This window comes from Pseudomonas sp. DCB_AW, from assembly GCF_026240895.1.
Classification (GTDB): domain Bacteria; phylum Pseudomonadota; class Gammaproteobacteria; order Pseudomonadales; family Pseudomonadaceae; genus Aquipseudomonas; species Aquipseudomonas kermanshahensis.
This window is the reverse complement of sequence record NZ_JAPFCE010000002.1, coordinates 185,906-212,264: the sequence shown is the minus strand read 5'-3', so window position 1 is coordinate 212,264 and position 26,359 is coordinate 185,906. Positions and strand designations below refer to the sequence as shown.

Genomic DNA, 26,359 nt, shown 5'->3' with positions numbered 1-26,359 from the left:
GTAACCTGATGAAACGCCTATTTATGCAAGAAGTCGCAACCCGTGACGGCTTCCAGAACGAAGCAACCTTCATCGAGACGGCTGACAAGATTTCGATGATCGACACGCTTAGCCAGTGCGGCTTCGCCAAAATTGAGGTGACCTCGTTTACCTCGCCCAAGGCGATTCCGGCGCTGCGTGACGCAGAAGCCGTGATGCATGGCATCAAACGCCAGCCCGGGGTCGAGTATACGGTGCTCGTTCCCAATGTCCGGGGTGCCGAGCGCGCATTGGGTTGCGGAATCGACGAGGCCAACCTGGTCATGTCGGTGAGCGAACCCCACAACAGGTCCAATCTGCGCATGACCCGTGAAGACTCCTTTGCTCAATTGAAGGAAGTAGTCTCGGTTATTGGGCAAGGCCCCGTTGCGGTGAACGTGTCGCTCTCTACGGTATTCGGTTGTCCGATGCAGGGCGATGTGGCGTTTGCAGAGGTAATGAGCTGGGTTGCCCGCTTCGCAGATTTAGGTGTGCGTGGGGTTACGCTGTGTGACACCACAGGCATGGCGTTCCCTTCTCAGGTGCAAGCCTTGTCAGCTGAAGTGCTTAAACGCTTCCCTGAACTGCAGGTGACGCTACATTTCCACAACACCCGCGGCATGGCCCTGGCGAACACGTTGGCCGCACTCGAGGCCGGGGTCGATCGGTTTGACGCTTCACTCGGTGGGCTGGGCGGCTGTCCCTACGCCCCGGGCGCGAGTGGCAATGTGTGTACTGAAGACCTCGTTCATATGCTCGACCTGATCGGATACGACACCGGCGTCGACTTGGACAAAATCCTCATGGCCTCAGCACGCCTACCGGGGTTGGTCGGGCACTCAACGCCCAGCCAGATCCTCAAGGCGGGTAAGCGCCTGAACCTGCATCCAATCCCTGATCACGTCCACAACATGACCAAGCAAGTCGTGTCGGCGATACCGGAGGTGGCGAAGTGATAGACCACCTGGACCATCTGGTACTTACCACCACTGATGTCGAAGCGTGCAAAGACTTCTATGTCCGCGTCATGGGCATGCGCATCGAGACCTTCGGGGCAGGGCGCCTGGCGTTCTGTTTTGGCAATCAGAAGATCAATGTCCACGTCCGCGGCCAAGAGTTTGAGCCGAAGGCCCATCTACCCGTTCCCGGCGCATTGGACTTGTGCTTCATCGCCAGCGTCGGTCTAGAACAGGTGATTGCACATCTGCAGGCCCAGGCGTGGCCGATCGTTGAAGGGCCCATTCAGCGCACGGGCGCCACCGGGCCTATCCGTTCGGTCTACGTGCGCGACCCAGATCTCAACCTGATCGAGATTTCCGAGCCGCTGTGAACGCGCTCGCGACCTGACAAAATAACAAGAGGTACTTCATGAATATCGTATTCCTGGACGGCGCCAGCCTGCCGTCTGCCATGCCGCGCCCAGCGCTGACTAGCAGCTGGACTGTCCGCGAGCGCACAGGCCATGACGAGGTGGTCGCTGCGCTTGCAGATGCCCAGGTCGCCATTACCAACAAGGTGAAGTTGGGGCGGGTGCAGCTTGAACAACTCCCTGGGTTGAAGCTGATCTGCGTTGCAGCGACCGGTTATGATTGCATCGACATCGCAGCGTGCAGGGATTTGGGCGTTACCGTTTGCAATGCACCGGCTTACTCGGCGGTAAGCGTTGCTGAAGCAGTTGTCGCCTCCCTGTTCGCACTCCGCAGGCGCCTCTTCGAATACCGTGAGGCCGCGTCACGTCACTGGCCCACCTCCAATCACTTCTGCGTGCACGGTACGCCGATCCTCGACATCCGGGGCGCCACCCTGGGTATTGTGGGGCGCGGTGATATCGGGAGTAGGGTGGCCCGATTGGCTTCAGCGCTCGAGATGAAGGTGATCTTCGCCGAGCATCGCGGCGCGGCCACTGTCCGTGACGGTTATGTCTCGTTCGAAGACATGCTGCAGCAGTCGGACGCCATTACGCTGCACTGCCCGCTGACCGCGCAAACCCAGCATCTGATCGGCGCACCGCAGCTTGCTCAGATGAAGCCCGGAGCCCTGTTGATCAACACCGCCCGAGGGCCGCTCATTGACGAGCACGCACTCATCGAAGCCTTGCAGTCCGGTCACCTCGGGGGCGTTGCGCTTGATGTGCTGGATGGAGAGCCACCGCGCGCTGATCACCCATTACTGAACTGCCATCTGCCAAATCTCATCATCACGCCTCACGTTGGCTGGGCAAGCCAGAGCAGCGTATCCCGCCTCAAGGACATCTTGCTTTCGAACATCCAAGCCTTCGCCGCAGGGAAGCCGATCAACGTGGTCTGCTGACCGCACTAGCACTTACAACTTGAACAGGTAGAGCGCCATGACAAAAACAATCAGCTCTTCATCCGATATTCCTGACGCTCCGGTGATCAAACGCAAGCCGTTTTATCACCACCTCTACGTGCAGGTTTTAGCGGCCATCTTGCTGGGTATTCTGCTGGGGCACATAAGCCCAGGTCTGGGTGAGCAGATGAAGCCGCTAGGTGATACGTTCATCAAGATGATCAAGATGCTGATCGCGCCGATCATCTTCTGCACCGTCGTGAGCGGCATCGCCAGCATGCAGAACCTTAAGAAGATCGGTCGTATTGGCTTCAAGTCTCTCGTGTATTTCGAAGTCTTGACTACCTTGGCACTGATTGTTGGCTTGATAGGTGTAAACCTGTTCAAGCCTGGGGTAGGGATGCACATTGATCCCGCTACGCTGGATGCATCCGCTATTGCTGGCTACACCAAGGCGGCACACGATCAAAGCGTTGTTGGCTTCCTGACACACATCATTCCCACCACCGTGTTTGGCGCCTTCGCTGACGGCGAGATCCTTCAGGTACTGTTTATCTCTGTGTTGTTCGCCTTTGGGCTCCAGCTGCTAGGGCCTCTCGGCAAACCGCTGTTGGCGACGATTGATCTGGTTGCTCAAGCGTTCTTCCGGATGCTCAAAATCGTCATGTACGTGGCACCGCTGGGCGCTTTCGGTGGCATGGCATTCACGGTGGGCAAGTACGGTATCGGATCGCTCGCGGCCTATGGAAACCTGCTGATCTGCTACTACGTGACCGGCCTTGTGTTCGTGTTCGTGATCTTGAACCTTGCCGCTCGGCTGGCTGGTTTCAGCCTCTGGAAGTTTTTGAAGTACATCAGGGAAGAGCTGTTTCTGGTGCTCGGCACATCGTCCTCTGAGTCCGCGCTGCCGCGACTCATGACCAAGCTTGAGAAGCTTGGCTGCGAGAAGTCCACGGTGGGCCTGGTGGTGCCGTCAGGCTATTGCTTCAACCTGGACGGTAGCTGCATCAACATGACGGTGCTGGCCATCTTTATCGCCCAAGCCCTGGATATCGATGTATCGCTCTACCACCAGATAACGCTGCTGCTCATCCTGCTGCTGACTTCCAAGGGGGCAGCGAGCGTGACCGGGGGCGCGTTTATCACGCTGGCTGCGACGCTTGGCTCCATCGACGTCATTCCCGCTGCCGGCCTGGTGTTGGTGCTGGGCGTCTACCGGTTCATCTCTGAAGGCGGTGCACTGATCAATGTGATTGGTAACGGTGTCGCCGCACTGTTTGTGGCTCGCTGGGAAGGTGTTCTCGATCAAGAACAACTCAAACGCGAGCTGGGCTAGGTTTACGTGCTGGCCTTCCTGATGCCTGCCACGCACAGGTAGCCGGCGGGCTGGCGCGTGACTTTTCAGGTATGAGGCAAGCATGCCTCAGCCGTTCCGGTGAAAGCGCTATATGAGATATTCCGCGTGGAGTACAAATGTACTCCACGCGAGTGCGCTTCCAAAAGGCGAAGCGCTGTGCTCGCTATCGCTCGGCATCACGCTTTAGAATCGCCTCCAGTGGCAAGTCGCTCATAAGCGTAAGAAAGAGGCAATTTATGGATCGCGAAGGCGCCGGCTCTTCAGGAGACTTGGATGCTCCCGCATCACCCCATCAGGAGTCCGCGTTTCCGACGAGCGTTTTGGAGCGCCTGCAGTTGGCGCTCGATGCTGGCGCGATCGTTGGAACGTGGGTGTGGAACATCCTCGACAACCAAGTGACTGCGGATGAGCGATTCTCGCGATCTTTTGGACTTCCAGCAGATAAATGCATGGCAGGTATCCCGATTGAGGAAGCCTTCGCCTCTATTCACCCTGACGATCGTGAACGTGTCTCTGCCGATATCGAAGAGGCGATGACCCGCGGGGGGGCCTACCGGTGTGAATACCGCGTCAGACAGCATGATGGCAACTACCGTTGGATTGAGGCTAATGGTAGAGCTGAGCTTGACGATGAAGGTCGCCCTGTTCGGTTCCCTGGCGTTCTCATGGACATTGAGTCACGCCGCTCAGCAGAGGCTGAGCGCGACAGGATGTCAGCGTTGCTTCGTACCTTCACTGCTGCCGTTCCGGGTGTTGTCTACGCCAAAGATCTAGCGGGGCGGTTGATCGTTGCCAACGATGGTGTCACCCAACTGGTTGGCAAGCCACCGGAGCTCTACCTGGGCAAAACCGACTTGGAGTTTTTGGAAGACAAAGCCCAAGCACGCCAGATAATGGAAACCGATCGGCACATTATGCAGGGCGGGCAGGCCGTTCAGATCGAAGAGCGTGTCGACATGCCGGATGGCACAGCCACCTACTGGCTTTCGGTCAAAGCGCCACTGTGCAACGAAGCAGGCGAGGTCATGGGGCTGATCGGCTCATCCATTGATGTAACCGCGCGAAGAAACGCCGAGGCGGAGCTGCTTGAGCTCAACCGCACCTTGGAAGCGAGGGTTGAAGAAGCTGTGGCCGAGCGAGAAGCGGCGCAAGCAGCGCTGCGTCAATCGCAAAAAATGGAAGCGGTCGGCCAACTGACCGGAGGCATCGCACACGACTTCAACAATCTGCTGGCGGGCATCACGGGGAGCCTTGATTTGATCAAGCTCCGCTTGAAGCAGGGACGCATAGCTGATGTAGAGCGCTACCTGACGGTGGCCCACGGTGCGGCGCATAGGGCGGCCTCACTCACTCACCGGCTGCTGGCGTTCTCTCGCCGCCAGACACTGATGCCTGTTCATACCAATGTGAACACGCTCATCAGCGATATGGAGGAGCTAATAAGTCGGACAGTAGGGCCAGCCATTCAACTCAAGGTGGAGCTCCATGCGGCATCGAGTACCTGCCTTGTCGACCCGGCCCAAGTGGAGAACGCGCTGCTGAACTTGTGCATCAACGCGCGTGACGCGTTGAAAGGCGGAGGGTCAATCGCCATCAAGACCTACAACGAGGAACTGGTGCAAGGGGCCGAGCTGGATCCGGAATTGGAGCCTGGAACCTACTTCACAATCTGTGTCGCCGATGACGGTCTCGGCATGAGTTCCGAAACGCTCACTCGAGTATTTGAGCCGTTCTTCACGACCAAACCCGTAGGGGCGGGCACCGGGCTTGGGCTGTCCATGATTTATGGCTTTGCCAAACAATCGGGCGGGCAGGTCAGGATCGAGTCGGAAGAGGGGCGAGGAACCCGGGTATTCCTTCAATTACCCAGCCTTACAGCCAGCGTCGAAGCTGTACCTCGCGCAGAGTCCTTGCCTGAATCGCCAATGGCCTTGCCAGGCGAGACGGTACTGGTCGTCGATGATGAGCCCTCCGTCCGCATGTTTGTGAGTGAAGCGCTGGGGAACTGCGGCTATATCGTCATTGAGGCGGCCGACAGTCTAGCGGGCCTTCAATTACTGCGTTCGGATACCCGCATCGATTTGCTGGTAACCGACATTGGCCTCCCAGGAGGCATTGACGGCAGGCAGATGGCCCATGCCGGCCGCTGCACTCGGTCGGGGCTTCCGGTCTTGTTCATGACTGGGTATGCGCAGCCGCACGTTTTGGACAATGCCCAGCTAGAGCCCAATACGGCTGTGCTGACGAAACCGTTCACGCTTGAAGCGTTGACGTTGAACGTTAATGCTTTGCTCAAGGGTTGCTAATCGGTACTTGTAGTATCGCAGCTTGGGCGGCTTATCCAGCGTCGAGGGTCACGCCACGATTGGTGTGGAGGTAGCTGTTCTCTCCGCACTTTGGCGCAGTTCTGCGATATCACGTTTGGGCGGCATGCCGAACTGGCGCCCGTACTCTCGGCTGAACTGCGAGGGGCTCTCGTAGCCGACCTTGAAGGCAGCGGTGGCAGCATCCAGGTCTTCGTTGAGCATCAACCGTTTCGCCTCGTTCAACCTCAGCCATTTCTGGTACTGCAGCGGGCTCATGGCGGTGAGCTGACGGAAATGCTGATGGAAGGTGGAGAGCCCCATCTGCACCTGGGAGGCCAGCTCGTCCACTCGCAAAGGCGCGGCGTAGTTCAGCTTCATCCAGTCGATGGCTTTGGCAATTCGATGGCCCTTGCTGCCTACGGAAGCGATATAGCGCAGTAGAGGGGCCTGGTTACTCAACAGCAAACGATAGTGGATCTCTCGTTGAATCAGGGGCCAGAGCACCGGTATCGCATCCGGCTCCTCTAGCAGCTGAATCAGACGGGCGAAGCTCTCCAACAATTTCGGGCTCAGTTCACCCACGCCAGCGCTGGTATGGAAGGACTGACCGTTCACAGGAAGACGACCATCGTGCGCGATCAGCTCCGCCAGCGTGCGCAGGTCGAGCTTGAATACCAGGCCGAGACAGGGCGCTGCATCGCTGGCCATCGTCACCGCTGAGTTGGCGGGTATGTTCAGCGAGGTGACCAGGAAGCGAGTCGTATCGTAGGGGAACACGTCGCTGCCGATGACCATTTCCTTGGCGCCCTGCACGACCAGCACGATGCTCGGCTCGACGATGCAGGTGATCGGGGGGGCTGGGGCGTTACGTCGGTAGACGCTCAGGTCTGCAATGCCTGTCGGGAAATCGCCCGCAGTGGGGGCGTGCGCGCCGATAACCCTGCACAGCGTAGCCATTGGGTTCGTGCTTGAAGGCGTTAATGCGTTGGTGGCCATGGCGTCGGTTCCGATCATCGTATGGCAAAACATTACTTTCATGTCACTTCACCTGTCCATGTCCGGTGAGCAGGGGCTGGACATTTAGGCAAGAAAACTACCCGTTTGCTCTACTGGTGTGCCGGTTTAAGCGAGGAATATTGGCGGCAGTTGAGGCCCGTGCACTTTGAAATTGATACAACGAGAACCGCTATGAACAGCCCAGCAATACCCCTTCAACACTCAAGCCGTCACGTCTGGGGCGCTGTCCTGGCGATGTCACTATGTGCTTTTGCCCTGGTGGCTTCAGAGTTCCTGCCGGTGAGCTTGCTCACGCCGATCGCGTCCGATTTGTCACTGACTGAAGGCCAAGCCGGGCAGGCCATTTCCATCTCGGGTTTCTTTGCTGTCATCACCAGCCTGTTGCTGGCAGCCGTGACCCAGGGGATCGACCGCAAGCCGGTGCTGTTGGCCACTACTGCGCTCATGCTGGTTTCCGGCGCGATGGTGGCGTTTGCCCCGAACTACCTGACATTGATGGTAGGGCGCGCCGTGCTTGGGATTGCCATTGGTGGTTACTGGTCGATGTCCACTGCAGTGATGATGCGCATCGCGCCAGAGGCCCTCATTGCGCGGGCTATTGCCGTGATGCAGGGCGGTACTGCGTTGGCCACGGCAATCGCGGCGCCCGTTGGGAGCTACCTGGGCGGCTTGATTGGCTGGAGAGGGGTGTTCTTTTGCGTCGTGCCGTTGGCTGCATTGGCGTTGATCTGGCAGGCCTTCACGCTGCCGGCTATGCCGAGCCAGCGCACTCAGGTATCGGCCTTCGGCCCCCTGCGCTTGCTGGGGGACTGGAAGATCGCCCTTGGCATGAGTGCAGTAGCATTCCTCTTCATGGGACAGTTCACACTCTTCACGTATCTGCGGCCTTTCCTGGAGAAGGTCACGCTTGTCGACCTGCCCACGCTCTCGCTCCTGCTGTTGGTCATTGGCGCCGCAGGTTTGCTAGGCACCCTGTTAGTGGGCGCGCTTGTTAACCGAAACCTGAACAGGATTTTGGTGGGAATACCGCTGATCATGAGCGCTATCGCATTCGCCGTGATCGCAGTGGGTACCTGGGTGGTCCCAGTCGCGGTTTTGCTCGGCCTTTGGGGACTGATCGCCACGTGTGCGCCCGTGGGGTGGTTCACCTGGTTGGCCAAGGCGCTGCCGCACAATGCAGAAGCCGGTGGTGGCTTGATGGTTGCGGTGATTCAGTTGGCTATCACCGCAGGTGCCACAGTGGGCGGCTTGCTGTACGACGGGGCCGGTTACCGGGCTACCTTTATGGCCAGTGGCGTATTTTTGCTCATCGCAGCTACGCTGAGTGTTATCACAAACGCTATGGGAGATCGGCGCAGGCGGTGATAATGGGGGCAACTACAAGGGCCAGTCATGCTAACCATCTCCAATAACGTGCATCTGCCGGATGCCGAAATCGAACTGACATACATCCGCGCGCAAGGCGCGGGTGGGCAGAATGTCAACAAGGTGTCCAGCGCTGTGCACCTGCGCTTCGACATACGTGCCTCATCGTTGCCCGAGTTCTACAAGGAGCGGCTGCTGGCGCTGCGTGACAGCCGCATCACCGGTGACGGCGTGTTGATCATCAAGGGCCAGCAGTATCGCACCCAGGAGCAGAACCGTGCTGACGCACTGGCGCGTCTTGCCGAGTTGATCATCAGTGCCGGCAAGACCGAGAAGAAACGCCGCCCCACCAAGCCGACCCTCGGCTCGAAGACCCGCCGCCTCGAAGGAAAAGCCAGGCGGAGTACGGTCAAGGCGGGTCGGGGTAGGCTGGACTTCTAGTGCGGGTAGGCCAGCACCTCTGGGTCAATGCTGTGATTGCGCCTGCAGGTTGTGAGTTGGAGCCGAAGCGGCGAGGGCGGCGGGCCTGGATGACAGGGCTGCGATTGCTGCTATCAAGGCGAGGCCACCAATGAAGCACGGCGGCGACCGTTTTTGCCGAGCTGTTGAGGCAATGGTGTGCTCAGGTGCAGCCCCAAAACTGAGCGACTGGATGGGCCTCAATATCGACTGACCTGCAGCAGGTGGTGATGGGGGGGCGATCCCGCTCGCCCCCGTAGCCTGATACCCGCACGATATAAATGCACTGGGCATTCAGCGGGTGGCGTGACAAAGCCTTTCTATGATCCGCCGGGCCCTGTTGGCACCGACGTCAACATGAATATCAATCATCTGCCGTTTACCGAATCGACACATGTTCTTGTATTGAGATTCGATAACAACTTTGTCCTCATCAAATGTCATTATGGTTTGCTCAACTACTTTCGCTTTGACTTCTTCGTGATTGCTTTCCGGGTTGGTGGCGATGGTCCAGAAGTAATGGCTAGTGGTTTCGGTTTCCGGGGTCACGCCATGGAAGCCGCGCATGTGGAAGCCGCCCCGCTGCGGATTGTCCAGGGGCTCGGTTCCGGCATCTACAGCGCCGGTCCAAATACGCAAGTGGCTGATATGAAACTCAATTTCCTGCCAGCGATCGACAGTGCCCTTGAATGGGTAGGCGGCGATATAGGTCGGAGGTGGGACGGAGTCAGGCATGTGTCGAACAACGTGAACCGAATGGTCGTCACTTTCTACCGTCATCTGGGCATTCATGTGAACGCTGGCGTTGCCGCCAATGGTGCGTAGGTGGACATAGCCCAAATGGCTTAGATCCATCAAGTTATCGTGTATGAGCTGATAGGGCGCGTCGTAGTGATACACGTCACCCTCAAAAAGATAATGCCCATTCGTGTGAACATCGTAGGCAGGAGGTTCATCGATAGGCTCTGGGTGTTCGGGGCTGCCAAACCAGATCCAAATGATCTGGTCTTTTTCAACCACGTGAAAGGCTGCCACTTTTGCTTTGCTAGGTATTTTTTCCTGGCCGGGGATCTCAATGCATTTACCGGCTTCATTGAACAAGAGACCGTGATAGCCGCAGCGAAGTCCGCTGGCTTCAAGTGTTCCATCAGACAGCGGTAGTGCCCTGTGACAGCATCGGTCTTCGAGTGCCGCCACCTTGCCATCCGCGGTGCGGAACATCACGACTGATGTGTTCAGCAAGGTTCGGCCCACGGGACGATCCTTGAGTTCCCAGCCCAACGCAGCCACATACCATTGATTGAGCGGGAATGTGGAAGGCTTGGCGGGTGCAATATCCTGGGCGAGTGACTGAAGGGGAGAGGCAGTCATAGGAGTCTCCGTTGCAGTGAATGTGTTGGTTAGAGATCAGAGGTCAAGTACGAGTCGAGGTGACTTTGCCCGGGAGCAGCACGGCGTGAAGCAATCATTCCTGGCGTGTTCATCGGCGGTCATGAATTGATCCCTGTGATCCGGGATACCCTCCAGCACGCGTGTCACGCATGTCCCACACACGCCTTGTTCGCAGGATGTTTGAACTTCAATTCCAGCGTCGTCCAACACCTCGAATACGCTACTGTCGATTGGAATTTCAAAGGTTCTACCGCTCCTGGCGAGCACTACCTCGAAGGGCGTGTTCGAACCCTGGTCACTGATCTGGCCCGCAAAGAACTCCCGATGCATGCGCGCTTGCGGCAAGCCGGCAGCCTCGCCGGTTTCCAGAATGTGGTTCATGAAGCCAGTGGGGCCGCACACATACAGATGGCAACCTTGATCGACCGTATCGAGAATGGCGGCGGCATTCAGTTTTTGCTGCTGCACGCCGCTGTCATCATGGAAAGTGATGCGGTCCGCGAACGGCGCATGAGCAAGTGCGTTGACGAATGCTGCACGGTCGCTGGAGCGGAAGCAGTAATGAAGCTCGAACTCCAGGCTGCGATGCGAAAGCTCATAAGCCATGGCCAGGATTGGGGTAATACCAATGCCCCCGGCAAACAGCAGGTGGCGCTTTGCGCGGTGGTCGAGCTGGAACAGATTGCGTGGCGCACTGATCGTCAGCGTTTGACCTTGCTCTACAGCTGAGTGCATTGCCTGCGAGCCGCCGCGGGAGCTAGGCTCCCTCAGAACACTAATGAGATAGCGATTACGCTCTCGTGGGTCATTGCACAGCGAGTACTGGCGAATGAACCCGCCTGGTACATGAACGTCGATGTGGGCACCGGCTTCAAAGGGCGGAAGTGATCCGCCATCCAAGGGGCTCAATTCAAAGCTGCAAACACCTTCTGCTTCGATTGCCTTGCGGCTGACGTTGACTTCAAACATGACTCATCCCTCCACATTCAAGCGGCTACTGAAAATTCACAGGTAAAAGATCGACCGGGAGGAGGTCAGCCTGGCGCGAAGGGCGGCAGCTCTGGCTTGCAGCCAGGCACGCGGGAAGTGACTAGGTGACGGGTGTTCATGGCATTACCTGATAATTATTTTTGTGAGGTACGGTGACGGCATATCATGCTGGGCTGGCCCCAGCTATCGGTTGAGTAAATCCTCGGATCAATTGGTTGCGGTGTCAACTAATTTTCTCCAAGGCCAATTGAAGGTGTGCTCTCTATGTCCACGGCCCCCCAGCTAGACCTCGCCCGCTATGTGCCCGCGCTGCTGAATTTTCTGTCGAACAAACTCTCCTCAGGGGCTTCGCAGTGCTATCGAAAACACTTCGGGATTGGCGTTGTGGAGTGGAGGATGCTGTCCATGCTGGCAGTGGAAAGCGGGATAACGGCGAATCGTATCTGCCAGGTGATCGGCCTCGACAAAAGTGCTGTTAGCCGCTCTCTACAGGCGCTGGAGGTGGCAGGGCGAGTTCGTACGGAAGTAGATCCTGCTGACGGAAGGCGCTACACCGTTTCGCTTACCGAGAGCGGTGTGCAGTTGTACAACCGGGTCTTGATGGTTGCGCTTGAACGAGAGCGTCGCTTGCTGAGTGGCCTCTCGTCAGCCGAAGTCGATACCTTGATCAACTTGCTTGGACGCTTGAACAGCCAGGTCTCTCACGTCAACGACTACGATCCAGAGAACCCCTGAGCGTGATGACAATGATCTTCATCCGTTCGACGACCAAGCTGCACCTGAGATAACACTACCGGCTACCGGCGCCCCCTTCCGGTATCAACCTTCCAGGCTGCCTTCGCACCTTTGCGCGGGCATACCCCCCTCGGACCATCGCAACCGCACGATTCAATGCTTGGCCACAAGTATCGCGATTGCCGATAGGTCACATCCCAACAAGCGATTAGTCAGAGCCCTGCACTGAGGTCAACCTGTTCCCGTCGTCTGGTCTATCCCGCCAGCTGACTTCACCTCGGCAGGTCGATCGCATCGATCCCGATCGCCTCGTCCGGCCGTGGTGGCAAAGAAAATTGCCAACAAAAACAATAAAAGAGGGTTCGTTCGATGGCTATTCGCTCCATCGCCGCAGCGCGGCGTGCGCCTTTCACTCTGACGCTCGCCACTGCCTTGGTCTGCGGTCTTCCATGTGCCCAGGCGTTTGAAGTGCAGACCGACAACCCTGACCTCAGTCTGCGGTGGGACAACACGCTCAAGTACAGCTCTGCCTGGCGCCTGAAGGACCAAAGCAGCAAGCTCAGCAGCGGCTCGGTAGCGTTGAACCAGGACGATGGCGACCGCAACTTTGACAAGGGCCTGATCTCCAACCGCCTGGATGTACTCTCTGAACTGGACATTGGCTACCGCGAATACGGCGCGCGGATCAGTGGCGCGGGCTGGTTCGATACCGAATACCAGAAAGACAACGACAACAATGACCCGACGCGGGCCAACCAGCGTTCGGTTGCCTACGACGAATTCACCGACGATACCCGCCACTTGCACGGTGGCGACGGCGAGCTACTGGATGCCTTTGTCTACTGGAACGGTGATCTGGCCGACCGTGCGCTCTCGGTACGTCTGGGCCGCCACGGGCTGATCTGGGGCGAAAGCCTGTTCTTCGGCGCCAACGGTATCGCTGGCGGCATGGCACCGGTAGACGTGGTCAAGGCAGTGTCGGTACCCAACACCCAGTTCAAGGAAATCACCCGGCCGGTCAGCCAGCTGTCGACCACCTATCAACTGACCGATGCATTGTCAGTCGGCGCTTACTACCAGTTCGAATGGGAAGAAACCCGTTTGCCGGGGGCTGGCAGCTATTTTTCGGTGAGCGACACCATTGGCGAAGGTAACGAGCGACTGATTGTCGGCGCACCGTTCCCGCCATTTCTGGGCGGCAACCCCGGCAGCCCGGCAGCCTTTTTCCACGGCAACGACAAAGAAGCCAAGAGCTCGGGGCAGGGCGGCCTGCAGTTGCGCTACACCGCCGACACCGTTGAGTACGGCCTTTACGCCATCCAGTACCACGACAAATCCCCCAAGCTGTACCTGAAGCCAAGCGCTACCGGACCGAACTTCGCCACTGGCCAGATTGGCGAATACTACTGGGTCTATCCCGAAGAGATCCGTGCACTGGGCGCAAGCTTTGCCACCACGCTGAATGAGTACAGCTTCGCCGGTGAAGCCTCCATGCGCTGGAATATGCCGCTGGTTTCCAACGGCCAGACCGTTACGCCGGGCATGGTTGCCGACAATGACGACCATCCGCTTTATGCCGTGGGCCGCACGGCGCACCTGAACCTCAACATGCTGGCGTCGCTGGGCCCCTCGTTCATCGCCAATGAGGCAAGCCTGGTCGGCGAAATCGCTTGGAACCGCTTGCTCAGTGTCACCAAGAACCGTGCTGCGCTTGACCCGAGCGCTACCGACGACGGCGTTGGCATCAAGCTGGTGTACAGCCCGACATATCGGCAGATTTTCCCTGGCATCGACCTCAGTGTGCCAGTGGGCGTCAGCTACTTCCCCATGGGCAAATCGGCGGTGATCAGCAGCTTCGGCCCGGACCGCGGTGGCGATTTCAACATCGGCCTGAGTGCCACCTACCTGGACCGAGTCACCTTCGGCCTGACCTACACCCACTACTACGGCCCAGAGGACACCAACCTCAACGCCGCCAGCCAGTTTACGTTCAAACAATCACTGAAAGACCGGGACTACCTGGCCTTCTCGGTCAAAACAACATTCTGAGGGGACGCGTGCATGAACATTCCTTTCTCACTCAAGCACTTTTGTGTGGCCCTGCTCGGCGCTGCCGCGCTCAGTTTGCAACCCGTGCAAGCCGCTGGCCCGGATGATCTGGGCAAGCAACTGACGCCGCTGGGTGCTGAGCGCGCCGGTAACGCCGACGGCAGCATTCCGGCCTGGGACGGCGGCTACACCAAGGTGGACCCCGCGTTCAAAGAGGGTGGCAAGCGCGGCGATCCGTTTGCCGCTGACAAACCGCTGTTCAGCATCACTAGCAAGAACATGGACCAGTACGCGGCCAAACTCAGCGATGGCACCAAAGCCATGTTCAAGCGTTACCCGGATACCTATCGCATCGACGTTTATCCAACCCGGCGCAGCGCTGCAGCTCCGCAATGGGTGTACGACAACACCCTGAACAATGCCAAGCACGCCAAGCTGGTGCAAAGCAGTGCAGGCCTTGTGCCTGAAGGTGCCTACGGCGGTATTCCGTTCCCGATCCCGAAAGACGGCACAGAGGCGATGTGGAACCACATCCTCAACTGGCGCGGCACGTCACTGGCGATGGATTTCCGGCATTACCTGATCACCGCCGATGGCGCCCAAGTACTGACCACTGACGGCAAAGCGGTGCAGGAGATGCCGTATTACTACAAGGATGGTAACGCCGCCAGCTTCGACGGTGACTATTGGCTGTTCCGCCTGCTCAACGTTGGCCCGCCATTGCGGGCAGGCGAACAAATCATGGGACGTACCAACCTCAATGGCGACAAGTCAGAGGCCCACGTCTACCTGACCGGCCAACGACGAGTGCGCAAGCTGCCCAACGCCTGCTGCGACACCCCTACGCCGGCGACTGCAGGCGTGATGTCGTTCGATGAGCTGAGTGTGTTCCAAGGTCGGTTGGACCGCTTCAACTGGAAGTTGGTGGGCAAGCAAGAGATGTACATCCCCTACAACACCAACAAGGTCCAGGCTGCCGGCAAGCCTGAAGACCTGTTCGACAAACATCACCTGAACCCCGACCAAGTGCGCTGGGAGCTCCATCGTGTGTGGGTGGTAGACGCAGAACTTGCACCCGGCAAGCGTCACCAGCTGCCCAAAGGGCGGTACTACCTCGACGAGGACACATGGCAAGCCATGCTTGGTGACCGCTGGGACGCCAATGGCCAGTTGGCCAAGACCCTGTGGTCGCTGCCTGCGGTGATGCCAGACCTGCCGGCGGTGGCCCAGTTGTCTTCGGGCTTCTACGACCTGGTGTCCGGTGCCTGGTTCATCCAGAACGTTTACACCGGCAAAGCTCAGCAGTACGCCTCGGTCGAACGTTACAAACCTGCTGAATTCTCACCTGCCGCAATGGCCGGGCGCGGCGTGCGCTGACGATGTTCAGGGGAGGGTGCACAGCGCCTTCCCCTCCTGCGACAGAATCGAGGTAGATATGAACACACTGCGTCAGTTGAGTGGCCTGTTGTTGGCCCTCCTTATGCCTTTTGCGCCTTATTGCCTGGCTCAAGGGCTGGTGGTCGGCGACGTACTACAGAGCCCGGCGGCCAAGGTTGCCAACCCTCAGCGCGGGGTTTTCACTGCCCTGGCCTTGGCGGGCCAGCGCCTGGTGGCGGTAGGTGAACGCGGTCTGATCCTGCTATCCGATGACAACGGCGAGCATTGGCGTCAAGCCAGCGTGCCGGTATCGGTGGGGCTCACCGCAGTGCAGTTTGCCGATGCCAATGTCGGCTGGGCCGTGGGCCATGGCGGTGTGGTACTGGGGACGGGCGACGGTGGCGAAAGCTGGCGACTTCAGCTCGACGGCCTGCGTGCAGCGCAGCTTGAATTGCAGGCAGCGCAAAGCGCGCTGTCGAACCAGGCGGATGACGAAATGGCGCAAGTACGCGTACAAACCGCCGAACGCCTGCTTGCTGAAGGGCCCGACAAACCACTCCTGGCGCTGGCAGCCCGTGACACGAAGCATGTGCTGGTGGTCGGTGCCTACGGCCTGGCCATGCGCAGCGACGACGGCGGCGCTAGCTGGCATTCAGCGATGGGCCAGATCGATAACCCAATGGGCCTGCACCTGTATGCCGTGGCGTACCAAGGTAATGACTTGGTGCTGGCCGGCGAGCAGGGCTACTTAGCGCGGGCGCTGGACGGTGAACACTTCGAACAGATAAGCAGCCCCTATGCTGGCACGCTGTTCACCTTGGCAACGCGCGGCGACGGTGCACTGCTCATTGGCGGGCTCAAAGGCCACGCGTTTGTCTTGGCGCCCGGTGCCGAGCGCGCCGAAGCGTTGCCGACCCTGGCGCCGGTGTCCTTCAGTGATGCCCGTGTTCTAAACGATGGTCGCGTGTTGCTGGCTAATCAAGCGGGCGGATTGTTTGCAAGCGCTCCCTCGGGATTCACCCCGGTCTCCGAATCATTGCGCAAACCGGTCTCAGGCATCGTCCAGGCCGCCGATGGCAGCCTCGTTGCCGCGGGGTTCTCCGGGCTTTCGCGCCTGCCACAGCCCACCGTTTCCGCTTCGGAGTGAGTCAATGAATTCCGCTCGCCAAACCCTGTCATCCGCGTCCGATAGCTTCGATCCTCGCTCTGGATCGCTGATCGAACGCGCACTGTTCAATCACCGCCATTGGGTGCTGTTGCTGTGCTTGCTGACCACCGTACTGCTCGGCTGGCAGTCGGGCCGCCTGGAGCTCAATGCCAGCTTCGAGAAGATGATCCCCACCGGGCACCCCTACATTGCCAACTACCTGGACAACCAGAAGGAGTTGTCCGGCATCGGCAATGCGGTGCGTATCGCCGTCACCAACCGCCACGGTGATATCTACGACGCCGATTACCTGCGTACCCTGCAGGCGTTGAGCGACCAGATCTACCTGTTGCCGGGTGTTGACCGCGCCTACATGAAATCGCTGTGGACGCCTGCCACCCGTTGGGTTTCGGTGACCGAAGAGGGCCTGGACGGCGGCCCGGTGATTCCTGATGAATACGATGGCAGCCCGTCATCGCTGGGCGAACTGCGGCGCAACGTGCAATTGTCCAACGAGATTGGTCAATTGGTAGCCTTCGACCAGCGCTCCAGCATCATCTACGTGCCGCTGATGGCGCGCACGCCCGATGGCAAGCCGTTGGACTACCGGGTGTTGTCCGATCAGTTGGAGACCCTGCGGGCGAAGTACCAGAGCGACAGCGTCGATATCCACATCACCGGTTTCGCCAAGAAAGTCGGTGACCTGATCGAAGGCCTGGAGCAGATCCTGCTGTTCTTCGCTGTTGCCATCCTGATCACCACGGTGGTGCTCTACGGCTACACGCGTTGTGTGCGCAGTACCTTGCTGGTGGTGTTCTGCTCGCTGGTGGCGGTGGTCTGGCAGCTTGGCCTGCTGCCCCTGCTGGGCTACGAGCTGGACCCCTATTCGGTGCTGGTGCCGTTCCTGGTGTTCGCCATTGGCATGAGCCACGGCGCGCAGAAAATGAACGGCATCATGCAGGACATCGGTCGCGGCATGCACCGCGTGGTGGCTGCGCGTTTCACCTTCCGCCGACTGTTCCTCGCAGGCCTCACTGCGCTGCTGTGCGACGCCGTGGGCTTTGCCGTTTTGATGCTTATCCAGATCCAGGTGATCCAGGACCTGGCGATCATCGCCAGCATCGGTGTGGCCGTGCTGATTTTCACCAACTTGATCCTGCTTCCGGTGCTGCTCTCCTATGTTGGCGTCAGTCCTAACGCTGCTGCGTTGAGCCTTAGAAGCGAGCGGGCCGAGGAGGGGGGCCAGGTGCGTCATGCATTCTGGCGCTTCCTTGACCTGTTCACCCGCAAGCCCTGGGCCGCCGTCTGCGTGGTTGTCAGCCTGGTGATGGCAGTGCTTGGCTTCCTGGTCAGCCTGAACTTGGCCATCGGCGATCTTGACGCCGGGGCCCCGGAGTTGCGCGCCGACTCGCGCTACAACCTGGACGATGCCTTCATGACCCGCAGTTACGGGGCCAGCAGCGATCTTTTCGCGATCATGGTGCGTACACCAAACAGCGCCTGCGCACGCTACGACATCCTGCGCAAGGTCGATGAGCTGGACTGGCAACTGCGCAGCCTGCCGGGCGTGGACTCGACCAACTCGCTGGCGCTGCTCAACCGTCGGATGCTGGTGGGTCTCTCCGAAGGCAGCCCGAAGTGGTACGAACTGCAGAACAACCAGGCGATGCTCAACATGATCACCGCCAGCGCGCCGCGCGGGCTGTACAACGAGTCGTGCAACTTGCTCACGCTCTATGTCTACCTCTCCGACCACAAGGCGCAAACGCTGACCCGGCTGGTGGAGCACGTCGAAGCCTTCGCCGCTGCCAACGACACCGACGAAGTCAAATTCCAGTTGGCTGCCGGTAACGCCGGGATCGAGGCTGCTACCAACATCGTGGTCAAGGAAGCCAATCGCGAGATGCTGTTCTGGGTCTACGGCGCGGTGATCTTGCTGTGTCTGATCACCTTCCGCTCCTGGCGCGCCACCCTCTGTGCGGTGATTCCGCTGATGCTTACCTCCATTCTCTGCGAGGCGTTGATGGTCTGGCTGGGCATCGGCGTCAAGGTCGCCACCTTGCCGGTGATCGCCTTGGGCGTGGGCATTGGCGTCGACTACGCGCTGTATGTGATGAGCATCATGCTTGGCCACCTGCGCCAGGGCGCCAGCCTTTCCGAGGCCTATTACCGCGCGCTGGTCTCCACCGGCAAGGTGGTGATGCTCACTGGCGTGACCCTGGCCATCGGCGTCGGCACCTGGATCTTCTCACCCATCAAGTTCCAGGCCGACATGGGCGTGCTATTGGCCTTCATGTTCGTCTGGAACATGGTCGGCGCATTGCTGCTGTTGCCAGCGCTCGCCTATTTCCTGCTGCCAGCGACCCGCCGCAGCGATGCAGTCGTCGCCGCCGAGCCCGTCGCCGATATGCAGCCCGCCAAGGCCGCCGCCACGGGTCGCCCGTTGTTGCTGGATACCGCCACCCGCTGACCTTCGCCCCAACAACAAGAGCACATGGGTATGACACCACTGATCGATACTTTGCAAACCCTCTGGCTCGCACTGCCGCGCGGCCTACAGACGGCCATGGAGGCGCACTGCAATGAGCACTGAGCGCCAGGCGGGTTTGCCGCAATCCTTGTTGCTACTGTTTGGCAGCTGTTTGCCGGTGCTGGGCGCGGTGCTGCTGGCACCGGTACTGCCGCGCATGCAGGCGCATTTTGCCGATACACCCGGCGCCGAAGTGCTGGTGCCTATCAGCCTGACCATTCCGGCGTTAGTTATCGCGCTGCTGGCGCCGTTTGCCGGTGTCATCGCCGACCGTCTGGGGCGCAAGCCGCTGTTGCTGGCCTCGATGATGCTTTACAGCCTCTGCGGGCTGCTGCCGCTGTGGCTTGAGTCGCTGCTGGGTATCGTCATCAGCCGTGCAGGCCTGGGCCTGGCGGAGGCGGGCATCATGACCTGCTGCACGACGCTGATGGGTGACTACTACCAGGGCGGGCGGCGCGAGCGCTTGTTCGCCCTGCAGATGGTCGCCACTTCGCTTTCGGCGGCAGTGTTCATCGCCTTGGGCGGCGCACTTGGGCAAAACGACTGGCGTCTGCCTTTCGTGCTGTACGGCGCCGGCCTGTTGCTCCTGCCGCTGATGGCAATGCTGCTCTGGGAGCCGAAGGTCGCTGAAGCCGCGGCGTTGTCTGGCAAGGCTGAAGACTTCCCGTGGCGCAGGCTCTTGCCGTTGTACCTGCTCACCGTACTGGCGGGCATCAGCCTATTCATCGTGCCGGTGCAAGCCGGCTTCCTGCTCACCCTGCTGCACGTCGATTCGCCCCAGCAGATCGGCATGACCATGGGCGCCAACCAGCTCGGCGTGCTGGCCGGTGCACTGAGCTTCCGCCTGCTCAACGCCCAGCGCCGGCAACACCTGCTGCTGCTGGCTTTCGCAACAGCCGGGGGCGGTGGGCTGCTGATGGCCACCACCGACAACCCAGCGCTGGTGGTGGTTGCGGTGCTGATCAATGGCCTGGGCATCGGATTGATGCTGCCGACCCTGATCACCGGGGTGATGAGGCAGGTCGATTTCACCCAGCGCGGCCGCGCCACCGGAGGCTTCACCGCGGCCCTATTCGCCGGCGAGTTCATCAGCCCTCTGGTGGTGCTGGGCCTTAATGGCGGCGTGGTCGCCCAATTGCCTGGCGCCCTGACCGTGGTGGCTGTCGCCCAGTTGCTGCTGGCGCTCGCCTGCGTGGTGCTGGCGAAGTGTTTCCGTTCGCGCGGCGCTGGCGCTACCACCACGCCTGATCACATCTAGAGGTAGCCATGCCCCTCGTGACGGCAATTAATTGAAAGGAGTTTTCATGCAAGCACTTCCCCCATTCCAGCGCGTGGTCACCGGCCACGACAACGAGGGCCGCGCCGTGGTCACCCTGGCAGGCCCCACGCTCAACAACTTCCCGCTCAGGGCGGTGCCCGGCACCCTGTTCTATGAGGTCTGGAACAGCAGCGTCAGCCCGGCGCTGCTGGACAATGGCGCCGACCCAACCGACAAGCCCCTGCAGCTTTCCCCCGGCGCCCAGGGCAGTGTTATCCGTGTGGTGGATATCCCGCCGGACAGCGTGCAGAACCAAGTTAGCGCCGAGGAGGCCGCCGCGGCCTTCGCCGAGATCGGCCAAGCCCATGCAGGCACTGGCAAGGCCGACTCCAGGCACAAGCTCATGCACCGCACCGAAACCCTCGACTACGGCCTCGTCACCGAGGGTGAGGTGTGGCTGGTGCTCGACGGCGAGGAAGTCCACCTCAAACGCGGCGACGTCGTGGTCCAGCGCGGCACCAACCATGCCTGGAGCAACCGCACCGAGAACATGGCGCGGATGGTCTTCATCCTGCTTGACGGCCGCTACGCCCCCGAACTCAAGGAGATGCTGCAATGAAGCTTGCCACACTCGACGACGGCAGCCGCGACGGCCGCCTGCTACTGGTTTCCTGTGACTTGAGCCGTGCGGTGGACGCCGCCGATATCGCCCCCACGTTGCAAGCGGCCGTGGATGACTGGCCGAACGTGGAGGCCGACTTGCGCGGCCGCTATGATGCCCTTAACAAAGGTGAACTCGCCGGTGCCTTCGACTTCGAACCCAACCGCGTGATGGCGCCGCTGCCGCGTGCCTGGCAATGGCTGGACGGCTCTTGCTTCCTCAGCCACGGCGAGCTGATGCAGCGAGCGTTCAACCTTGCGCCCATCGAAGGCGTAGAGTCCACGCCGCTGATGTACCAGGGCGCTGGCGACGACTTCCTTGGCCCGCAGCAAGACATTGCACTGCCTAGCGAGGCCCACGGCATCGACTTCGAAGGCGAGTTCGCCGTGCTGGTGGACGAGGTGCCCATGGGCTGCACGGCCGAACAGGCACTGAAGCATATTCGCCTGGTACTGCAGGTCAACGACGTCAGCCTGCGGGCGTTGGCACCACGGGAGATGAAGACCGGCTTCGGCTTCGTCCAGGCCAAATCCTCCTCCAGCTTCGCCCCGGTGGCCGTTACCCCAGACGAGTTGGGAGGTGCCTGGCGCGACGGTCGCGTGCACCTGCCGCTGAACGTGGAGTGGAACGGCCAGTGGTTTGGCCACCCGCATGGCGGCGCCATGCACTTCGGCTTCCACCAGTTGATCGCCCATGCCGCACTGACCCGTCGCCTTGGCGCCGGCAGCGTGATTGGCTCTGGCACCGTTTCCAATGCCGACCGCAGCGTGGGATCGGCGTGTATTTCCGAGCGCCGCGCCATTGAAATGATCGAACACGGTGCGCCGCGCACCGGCTTTCTGCAATTCGGTCACCGCATTCGCATGGAGGCGCGCAACACGGATGGTTCGCCGTTGTTCGGTGCCATCGACCAGCAGGTAGTCCAGGCAGCCCCGCCATGCGCGTGATGATTACCGGAGCTGCCGGTTTCCTTGGACGCTTGCTGGTGCAACGACTGCTCGACAAGGGCCAACTGCGAGGCCAGCCGTTGGAAGCGCTGGTGTTACTGGATCAGCAACTGGAGGGTTTTCCTTCCGACCCGCGCCTGCGCTTGCTCGCCGGCAGCATCGCAGAACCGACCCTGTTACGCCGCGCCCTGGCCGATGGCGTGGATGTCGTGTTCCATCTGGTGAGCGTCCCCGGCGGCGCAGCCGAGGAGCACTATGCGTTGGGCCGGCAGGTGAACCTGCTGGCGACCCTGGAACTGCTCGACCAGTTGCGCAACGTTGCGCGGCCACCGGTGCTGGTCTACGCCAGCAGCGTGGCCGTGTACGGCGCGCAACTACCGGCACGCATGGACGAGCAGTGGATGCCGCGTCCGGCGCTGTCTTATGGCGCGCACAAGGTCATGGTGGAAACCCAGCTCAATGACCTCGCCCGCCGTGGCGAGGTAGATGGCCGCGCATTGCGGCTACCGGGCATCGTCGCAAGGCCCCGCGAGCCGAATGGCTTGCGTTCGGCCTTCATGAGCGACCTGATGCACGCCCTTGCCGCGGGAGAAAACTATTGCTGCCCGGTATCGCCGAAGGCCACCGCCTGGTGGATGTCGGCGCGTTGCTGCGTCGACAACCTGCTGCATGCCGCCGAACTGCAAAACCCCGGCCCTCAGCGGGTGTGGCAGTTGCCAGTGCTGCACCTGGCCATGGACCAAGTGGTCGAGGCTCTGGCCGAGGCTTTCGGCGACGACCGTCGGGCCTTGGTGAGCTACCAGCCGAACGCGGACCTGGAGGCGTTGTTCGGCCGCTATCCGCCTTTGCGTACCCCGCAATCGCGAGCCCTGGGATTTCATCACGATGGCTCTGCCCAAACCCTGGTGCGTAACGCCCTTAGCCTGAGCCAACGCCCGCGCCATGCGCGCGCGTCATTACAAACCCTTTGAGACCTGCTGCCATGACCCTTGCCCGTAAACGCCGCCTCGTCGATCTCTCGGTAACGCTGGACAACAACCCCTACACCGACCCGCCGCCGCTGCTGCCCAAGATCGACTACATGGACCACCAGCAGGGTTGGCCAGAAATGGCCGCGATGTTCCCTGGCCTGTCCCTGGACCAGATGCCGGGGCACGAGTCGTGGGCAGCAGAGCGCCTGTCGATCACCACCCACAGCGGCACTCACATGGATGCGCCTTGGCACTACGCCTCTACCACCGACGGCGGCAAGCCGGCGTTCGGTATCGATGAGCTGCCGCTGGAGTGGTGCCTGCAAGCGGGAGTGAAGCTGGACTTTCGCCACCTGCCCGACGGCCATGTGGTGACTGGCGCCGAGGTGCACGCTGAGCTTTCGCGTATCGGCCATGAGTTGCAGCCGCTGGACATCGTGCTGGTGAACACCCGTGCCGGCAGCCTGTTCGGCGAGCCGGGGTATCTGGAAGCAGGCGTCGGCATGGGCCGTGAAGCCACCCTCTACCTGCTGGAGCGCGGCGTGCGAGTCGTGGGTACCGACGCTTGGAGCTGGGACGCACCCTTCAAGTACACCCGCGAACGCTTCGCCGCGAGTGGCGATGCGTCGATCATCTGGGAAGGCCACAAGGCTGGGCGCGACATCGGCTACGGCCAGATGGAGAAACTGGCCAACCTTGATAGCCTGCCGGCCAGCGGCTTTTTGGTGTCTTGCTTCCCTTACAAGATCAAGCATGCCTCGGCCGGCTTTGTCCGCGCCGTGGCCATCTTCGAAGAATAAGAACAGGAGCAACTCCCCATGCGATTACGCGTACTGTTGGCGGCCCTAGCGTGCCTTGCGCCAGTGCTCGCCGATGCGGCCGAGCGCCCCAATATACTGCTGATCGTGGCCGATGACCTGGGCTACTCCGACCTCGGCGCCTTCGGTGGTGAAATTGCCACACCGAGCCTCGATCACCTGGCGGCCAGTGGTCTGCAGCTGACCAGCATGTACGCTGCGCCGACCTGTTCGCCGACCCGATCCATGCTGATGTCCGGCACCGACAATCACCTGGCCGGGCTGGGTACCATGGCCGAAGGGATGCAGCCATTCCAGCGAGGCAAGCCAGGCTATGAGGGCTACCTCAACCAACAGGCGCACTCCATCGCCGGCCTGTTGCGCGATGGTGGTTACCGTACCGCCATGGTCGGCAAGTGGCACTTGGGCCTGGCCCCGGAGCAGGGCCCGGACCGTCGTGGCTTCGAGCAGTCTTTCACCCTGCTCGAAGGGGGTGGGGTGCACTTCAAGCCCGCCCCTGGCTCGACCGCGAAGATCGAACAACTCTCTTACCGCGAGAATGGCAAGCCAGTGGAGCTTCCGGATGACTTCTATTCCACGGACTTCTATACCGACAAGTTGCTGGCGTATCTGAAGGCGGGGCAGGGCAGTGGCAAACCCTTCTTCGCGTATGCGGCTTACACCTCGCCACACTGGCCGTTGCAAGCACCGCAGGCTTACCTGGATAAATACCGCGGTCGCTACGACGGCGGCTACGACGCGGTTCGCCAGGCGCGAATCGAGCGCATGAAAGAAAAAGGTCTGCTGCCTGCCGACTTCCAGAGCGCCGCGCCGCTCCCGGTCACCCCGCAGTTGCCTGGCTGGGACCAACTGGACCCCCAGCGCAAGCGCATCGAGGCGCGCAAGATGGAGATCTACGCCGCGATGGTGGACAACCTCGACCACAACGTCGGTCGCCTGCTGGAATACCTGCAGACCAGCGGCCAGATGGACAACACCTTGATCGTTTTCATGTCCGACAACGGCCCCGCTGGCGAACGCCACGAGCAGTACTACCCCCCGGCGCCGAATACCGACAACCGCCTGGAGAATCTCGGCCGACGCGGGTCGCAGATCGACTACGGGCTGCGCTGGGCAGAGGTGAGCGCGGCGCCACTGCGGCTGTTCAAGGGCAGCACCGCCGAAGGCGGTATCAGCGTGCCGGCCATCGTACAATTGCCGGCCAGCCTGCGTCGTCAGGGGCTGGAACGTGGTGTGGCACGGGTGGATGACCTAGCGCCGACCTTCCTCGCCCTGGCGGGTCTGCCGGACCCGGGTGACCAGTACCAAGGCCAGCCCAAGCATCCCATCACCGGCCGCTCCATGCTGCCGATGCTCGAAGGCAAAGGCCGGGCTGAGCCGGTAATGGCCGGTGAGCTGTTTGGCAGCCGCTATTACCGTGAAGGTAACCTGAAACTCCTGGGCCTGGTGCCCTGGAGCATGCCGGGCCAGCCCCAGCCACCGTTGCGTTGGCAGTTGTTCGACTTGTCGCACGATCGCGGCGAGCAGCACGACCTCTCCGCCAGCCAGCCGGAAACGACGCAACGCTTGCAGCAGGCCTGGCAGGACTACGCCCGCCGTGTCGGAGTGGTCGCACCGCCTCTGGCCAATGCCCCATGAGGCGCCAGCTCTTCGTCGTCGGTTGCTTGAGTGTGCTGGCCCTGGCGACGGTAGCTGCGCGGCCGCCCACCAGCCTGCCCTTGGGCAATGTCGCCGGCTGCGAGGCCTACGGTGGCTTGCCGGCGGGTTGGGGCAACGACCCGCTGGCCGGGATGGTCCGCGTCAGCGGCGGGCGTTTTACCCCCGGCACTGATGGGGGTTACCCGGATGAGCGACCGTTCGCCCCAGTGCACGTCGGCGACTTCTGGATCGATCGCACCGAAGTTACCCGCGCGCAGTTCGGCGCCTTTGTCGAGGCTACCCATTACATCACCGAGGCTGAGCGCTCCGGTGGCGCCGCGTTGTTCCACGTACCGCTGGACACGGCCAGCGACGGGTCGGCGTTGCCTTGGTGGCGTTACGTAAGGGGTGCTGACTGGCGCCACCCATCGGGCCCGGACGGGCCGTTGGCCAACCTGGACCAATACCCAGTGACCTTGGTCACCCTGGCGGACGCCCAGGCCTACGCACAGTGGCGCGGCAACGACCTTCCCAGCGAGGCCGAATGGGAATATGCAGCGCGCGGCGTTGACCCCTCGCAACGTCTCGGCGAGGAACCACGCGACAGCAACGGCCAGCCCGCCGCAAATTACTGGCAGGGCGTGTTCCCAGTGCACGACGCAGCCGAGGACGGTTTCGCTGGCGTTGCCCCAGTGGGCTGTTTTGCCGCCAACGCCGCTGGGCTGTTCGACATGATCGGCAACGTTTGGGAATGGACGGCAGATGCCCAATGGGGGCCGCTGATCAGTCACGTCAATGGCGATCCGAGCCAATTGCGTAGCGCGCTTGCACCGTCGCGTCCCCAGGTCATCAAGGGTGGCTCCTACCTTTGCGCCGCGTCCTATTGCGCCCGCTATCGCACGGCGGCACGTGAGCGCCAGGATGCGGACCTGGCGACCTCTCATGTGGGCTTTCGCACCATTCGCCGTATCCCGCCAACAACCTTGACCCACTCGGAGTGGTAGGGTAGTACAA

The 26,359-nt window shown here is 60.8% G+C and carries 22 protein-coding genes; 19 read left to right on the top strand and 3 right to left on the bottom strand.

Translation table 11 applies throughout. From position 1 onward, the window contains the following. The first annotated feature begins 8 nt into the window (after positions 1-8). The 5 genes from OO306_RS02850 to OO306_RS02830 all read left to right on the top strand — a co-directional run bounded on the left by OO306_RS02850 (position 9) and on the right by OO306_RS02830 (position 5,991). Complete coding sequence (locus OO306_RS02850) at positions 9-974, top strand: hydroxymethylglutaryl-CoA lyase (RefSeq protein WP_265967608.1); 966 nt, start codon at positions 9-11, stop codon at positions 972-974. Further along, the gene (locus OO306_RS02845; protein ID WP_265967607.1) at positions 971-1,348 is read left to right on the top strand and encodes a VOC family protein; all 378 of its coding nucleotides are present in this window, start codon (positions 971-973) and stop codon (positions 1,346-1,348) included. Before OO306_RS02850 ends, OO306_RS02845 begins: the two co-directional genes overlap by 4 nt. Positions 1,349-1,386: 38 nt before the next feature. Continuing rightward, positions 1,387-2,328: a D-2-hydroxyacid dehydrogenase gene (locus OO306_RS02840; RefSeq protein WP_265967606.1), complete on the top strand. Its 942-nt coding sequence runs from the start codon at positions 1,387-1,389 to the stop codon at positions 2,326-2,328. A gap of 37 nt (positions 2,329-2,365) precedes the next feature. Continuing rightward, on the top strand, positions 2,366-3,664 hold the full coding sequence (gene dctA, locus OO306_RS02835; protein WP_265967605.1) for a C4-dicarboxylate transporter DctA: 1,299 nt from the start codon (positions 2,366-2,368) through the stop codon (positions 3,662-3,664). A gap of 257 nt (positions 3,665-3,921) precedes the next feature. Beyond that, positions 3,922-5,991, top strand: a complete 2,070-nt coding sequence (locus OO306_RS02830) for a PAS domain-containing sensor histidine kinase (protein ID WP_265967604.1) — start codon at positions 3,922-3,924, stop codon at positions 5,989-5,991. 48 nt (positions 5,992-6,039) lie between these two features. Here the strand turns inward: OO306_RS02830 and OO306_RS02825 are convergent, their stop codons facing one another. Next, positions 6,040-6,948: an AraC family transcriptional regulator gene (locus OO306_RS02825; RefSeq protein WP_265967667.1), complete on the bottom strand. Its 909-nt coding sequence runs from the start codon at positions 6,946-6,948 to the stop codon at positions 6,040-6,042. Between the two features lie 231 nt (positions 6,949-7,179). Here OO306_RS02825 and OO306_RS02820 point away from each other — a divergent pair, with 231 nt between their 5' ends. After that, positions 7,180-8,373, top strand: a complete 1,194-nt coding sequence (locus OO306_RS02820; protein WP_265967603.1) for an MFS transporter — start codon at positions 7,180-7,182, stop codon at positions 8,371-8,373. 27 nt (positions 8,374-8,400) lie between these two features. Next, positions 8,401-8,814, top strand: a complete 414-nt coding sequence (arfB, locus tag OO306_RS02815; RefSeq protein ID WP_265967602.1) for an alternative ribosome rescue aminoacyl-tRNA hydrolase ArfB — start codon at positions 8,401-8,403, stop codon at positions 8,812-8,814. Positions 8,815-9,126: 312 nt separating this feature from the next. On the opposite strand, the gene OO306_RS02810 is transcribed toward arfB, so the two are convergent. Together OO306_RS02810 and OO306_RS02805 are read right to left on the bottom strand one after the other, a co-directional pair. Beyond that, positions 9,127-10,203 (bottom strand): aromatic ring-hydroxylating dioxygenase subunit alpha, encoded by a 1,077-nt coding sequence (locus OO306_RS02810; RefSeq protein WP_265967601.1) that lies wholly within the window; start codon positions 10,201-10,203, stop codon positions 9,127-9,129. A 36-nt stretch (positions 10,204-10,239) separates the two neighbouring features. Continuing rightward, complete coding sequence (locus OO306_RS02805) at positions 10,240-11,193, bottom strand: PDR/VanB family oxidoreductase (RefSeq protein WP_265967600.1); 954 nt, start codon at positions 11,191-11,193, stop codon at positions 10,240-10,242. A 285-nt stretch (positions 11,194-11,478) separates the two neighbouring features. On the opposite strand from OO306_RS02805, the gene OO306_RS02800 reads away from it, so the two are divergent. The 12 genes from OO306_RS02800 to OO306_RS02745 all read left to right on the top strand — a co-directional run bounded on the left by OO306_RS02800 (position 11,479) and on the right by OO306_RS02745 (position 26,349). Beyond that, positions 11,479-11,949: a MarR family winged helix-turn-helix transcriptional regulator gene (locus OO306_RS02800; protein ID WP_027593298.1), complete on the top strand. Its 471-nt coding sequence runs from the start codon at positions 11,479-11,481 to the stop codon at positions 11,947-11,949. 369 nt (positions 11,950-12,318) lie between these two features. After that, positions 12,319-13,998: a DUF1302 domain-containing protein gene (locus OO306_RS02795; RefSeq protein ID WP_186678471.1), complete on the top strand. Its 1,680-nt coding sequence runs from the start codon at positions 12,319-12,321 to the stop codon at positions 13,996-13,998. Between the two features lie 12 nt (positions 13,999-14,010). Further along, positions 14,011-15,375 carry a DUF1329 domain-containing protein gene (locus tag OO306_RS02790; RefSeq protein ID WP_238214138.1) on the top strand — a complete coding sequence of 455 codons (1,365 nt, stop codon included), beginning with the start codon at positions 14,011-14,013 and terminating at the stop codon, positions 15,373-15,375. A 58-nt stretch (positions 15,376-15,433) separates the two neighbouring features. Next, positions 15,434-16,522: a BNR domain-containing protein gene (locus OO306_RS02785; protein WP_265967599.1), complete on the top strand. Its 1,089-nt coding sequence runs from the start codon at positions 15,434-15,436 to the stop codon at positions 16,520-16,522. 4 nt (positions 16,523-16,526) lie between these two features. Continuing rightward, complete coding sequence (locus OO306_RS02780) at positions 16,527-18,992, top strand: RND family transporter (protein WP_265967598.1); 2,466 nt, start codon at positions 16,527-16,529, stop codon at positions 18,990-18,992. Between the two features lie 112 nt (positions 18,993-19,104). After that, positions 19,105-20,310, top strand: coding sequence for an MFS transporter (locus OO306_RS02775; RefSeq protein ID WP_099429312.1), 1,206 nt, complete (start codon positions 19,105-19,107; stop codon positions 20,308-20,310). Positions 20,311-20,356: 46 nt separating this feature from the next. After that, positions 20,357-20,929 carry a cupin domain-containing protein gene (locus OO306_RS02770; RefSeq protein ID WP_265967597.1) on the top strand — a complete coding sequence of 191 codons (573 nt, stop codon included), beginning with the start codon at positions 20,357-20,359 and terminating at the stop codon, positions 20,927-20,929. Next, a complete protein-coding gene (locus OO306_RS02765) occupies positions 20,926-21,918 on the top strand; it encodes a fumarylacetoacetate hydrolase family protein (protein WP_265967596.1) in 993 nt (330 codons plus the stop codon). Before OO306_RS02770 ends, OO306_RS02765 begins: the two co-directional genes overlap by 4 nt. Further along, entirely contained in the window at positions 21,909-22,889 is a 981-nt protein-coding gene (locus OO306_RS02760) for an NAD-dependent epimerase/dehydratase family protein (RefSeq protein WP_265967595.1), read from the top strand. Before OO306_RS02765 ends, OO306_RS02760 begins: the two co-directional genes overlap by 10 nt. A gap of 11 nt (positions 22,890-22,900) precedes the next feature. Then, positions 22,901-23,689, top strand: a complete 789-nt coding sequence (locus OO306_RS02755) for a cyclase family protein (RefSeq protein WP_099429316.1) — start codon at positions 22,901-22,903, stop codon at positions 23,687-23,689. An 18-nt stretch (positions 23,690-23,707) separates the two neighbouring features. Further along, positions 23,708-25,345, top strand: a complete 1,638-nt coding sequence (locus tag OO306_RS02750; protein WP_265967594.1) for an arylsulfatase — start codon at positions 23,708-23,710, stop codon at positions 25,343-25,345. Then, complete coding sequence (locus tag OO306_RS02745) at positions 25,342-26,349, top strand: formylglycine-generating enzyme family protein (protein ID WP_265967593.1); 1,008 nt, start codon at positions 25,342-25,344, stop codon at positions 26,347-26,349. Before OO306_RS02750 ends, OO306_RS02745 begins: the two co-directional genes overlap by 4 nt. The last annotated feature ends 10 nt before the right edge of the window (positions 26,350-26,359 follow it).

Bases quoted from the DNA above. Each gene is read 5' to 3' on its own strand.
- OO306_RS02795 (WP_186678471.1), top strand. From the start codon at position 12,319: ATGGCTATTCGCTCCATCGCCGCAGCGCGGCGTGCGCCTTTCACTCTG.
- OO306_RS02750 (WP_265967594.1), top strand. From the start codon at position 23,708: ATGCGATTACGCGTACTGTTGGCGGCCCTAGCGTGCCTTGCGCCAGTG.
- OO306_RS02840 (WP_265967606.1), top strand. From the start codon at position 1,387: ATGAATATCGTATTCCTGGACGGCGCCAGCCTGCCGTCTGCCATGCCG.
- OO306_RS02830 (WP_265967604.1), top strand. From the start codon at position 3,922: ATGGATCGCGAAGGCGCCGGCTCTTCAGGAGACTTGGATGCTCCCGCA.
- OO306_RS02850 (WP_265967608.1), top strand. From the start codon at position 9: ATGAAACGCCTATTTATGCAAGAAGTCGCAACCCGTGACGGCTTCCAG.
- OO306_RS02765 (WP_265967596.1), top strand. From the start codon at position 20,926: ATGAAGCTTGCCACACTCGACGACGGCAGCCGCGACGGCCGCCTGCTA.
- OO306_RS02805 (WP_265967600.1), bottom strand. From the start codon at position 11,193: ATGTTTGAAGTCAACGTCAGCCGCAAGGCAATCGAAGCAGAAGGTGTT.
- OO306_RS02810 (WP_265967601.1), bottom strand. From the start codon at position 10,203: ATGACTGCCTCTCCCCTTCAGTCACTCGCCCAGGATATTGCACCCGCC.
- arfB (WP_265967602.1), top strand. From the start codon at position 8,401: ATGCTAACCATCTCCAATAACGTGCATCTGCCGGATGCCGAAATCGAA.
- OO306_RS02820 (WP_265967603.1), top strand. From the start codon at position 7,180: ATGAACAGCCCAGCAATACCCCTTCAACACTCAAGCCGTCACGTCTGG.
- OO306_RS02825 (WP_265967667.1), bottom strand. From the start codon at position 6,948: ATGGCTACGCTGTGCAGGGTTATCGGCGCGCACGCCCCCACTGCGGGC.
- OO306_RS02790 (WP_238214138.1), top strand. From the start codon at position 14,011: ATGAACATTCCTTTCTCACTCAAGCACTTTTGTGTGGCCCTGCTCGGC.
- OO306_RS02745 (WP_265967593.1), top strand. From the start codon at position 25,342: ATGAGGCGCCAGCTCTTCGTCGTCGGTTGCTTGAGTGTGCTGGCCCTG.
- dctA (WP_265967605.1), top strand. From the start codon at position 2,366: ATGACAAAAACAATCAGCTCTTCATCCGATATTCCTGACGCTCCGGTG.
- OO306_RS02775 (WP_099429312.1), top strand. From the start codon at position 19,105: ATGAGCACTGAGCGCCAGGCGGGTTTGCCGCAATCCTTGTTGCTACTG.
- OO306_RS02780 (WP_265967598.1), top strand. From the start codon at position 16,527: ATGAATTCCGCTCGCCAAACCCTGTCATCCGCGTCCGATAGCTTCGAT.
- OO306_RS02785 (WP_265967599.1), top strand. From the start codon at position 15,434: ATGAACACACTGCGTCAGTTGAGTGGCCTGTTGTTGGCCCTCCTTATG.
- OO306_RS02760 (WP_265967595.1), top strand. From the start codon at position 21,909: ATGCGCGTGATGATTACCGGAGCTGCCGGTTTCCTTGGACGCTTGCTG.
- OO306_RS02800 (WP_027593298.1), top strand. From the start codon at position 11,479: ATGTCCACGGCCCCCCAGCTAGACCTCGCCCGCTATGTGCCCGCGCTG.
- OO306_RS02770 (WP_265967597.1), top strand. From the start codon at position 20,357: ATGCAAGCACTTCCCCCATTCCAGCGCGTGGTCACCGGCCACGACAAC.
- OO306_RS02755 (WP_099429316.1), top strand. From the start codon at position 22,901: ATGACCCTTGCCCGTAAACGCCGCCTCGTCGATCTCTCGGTAACGCTG.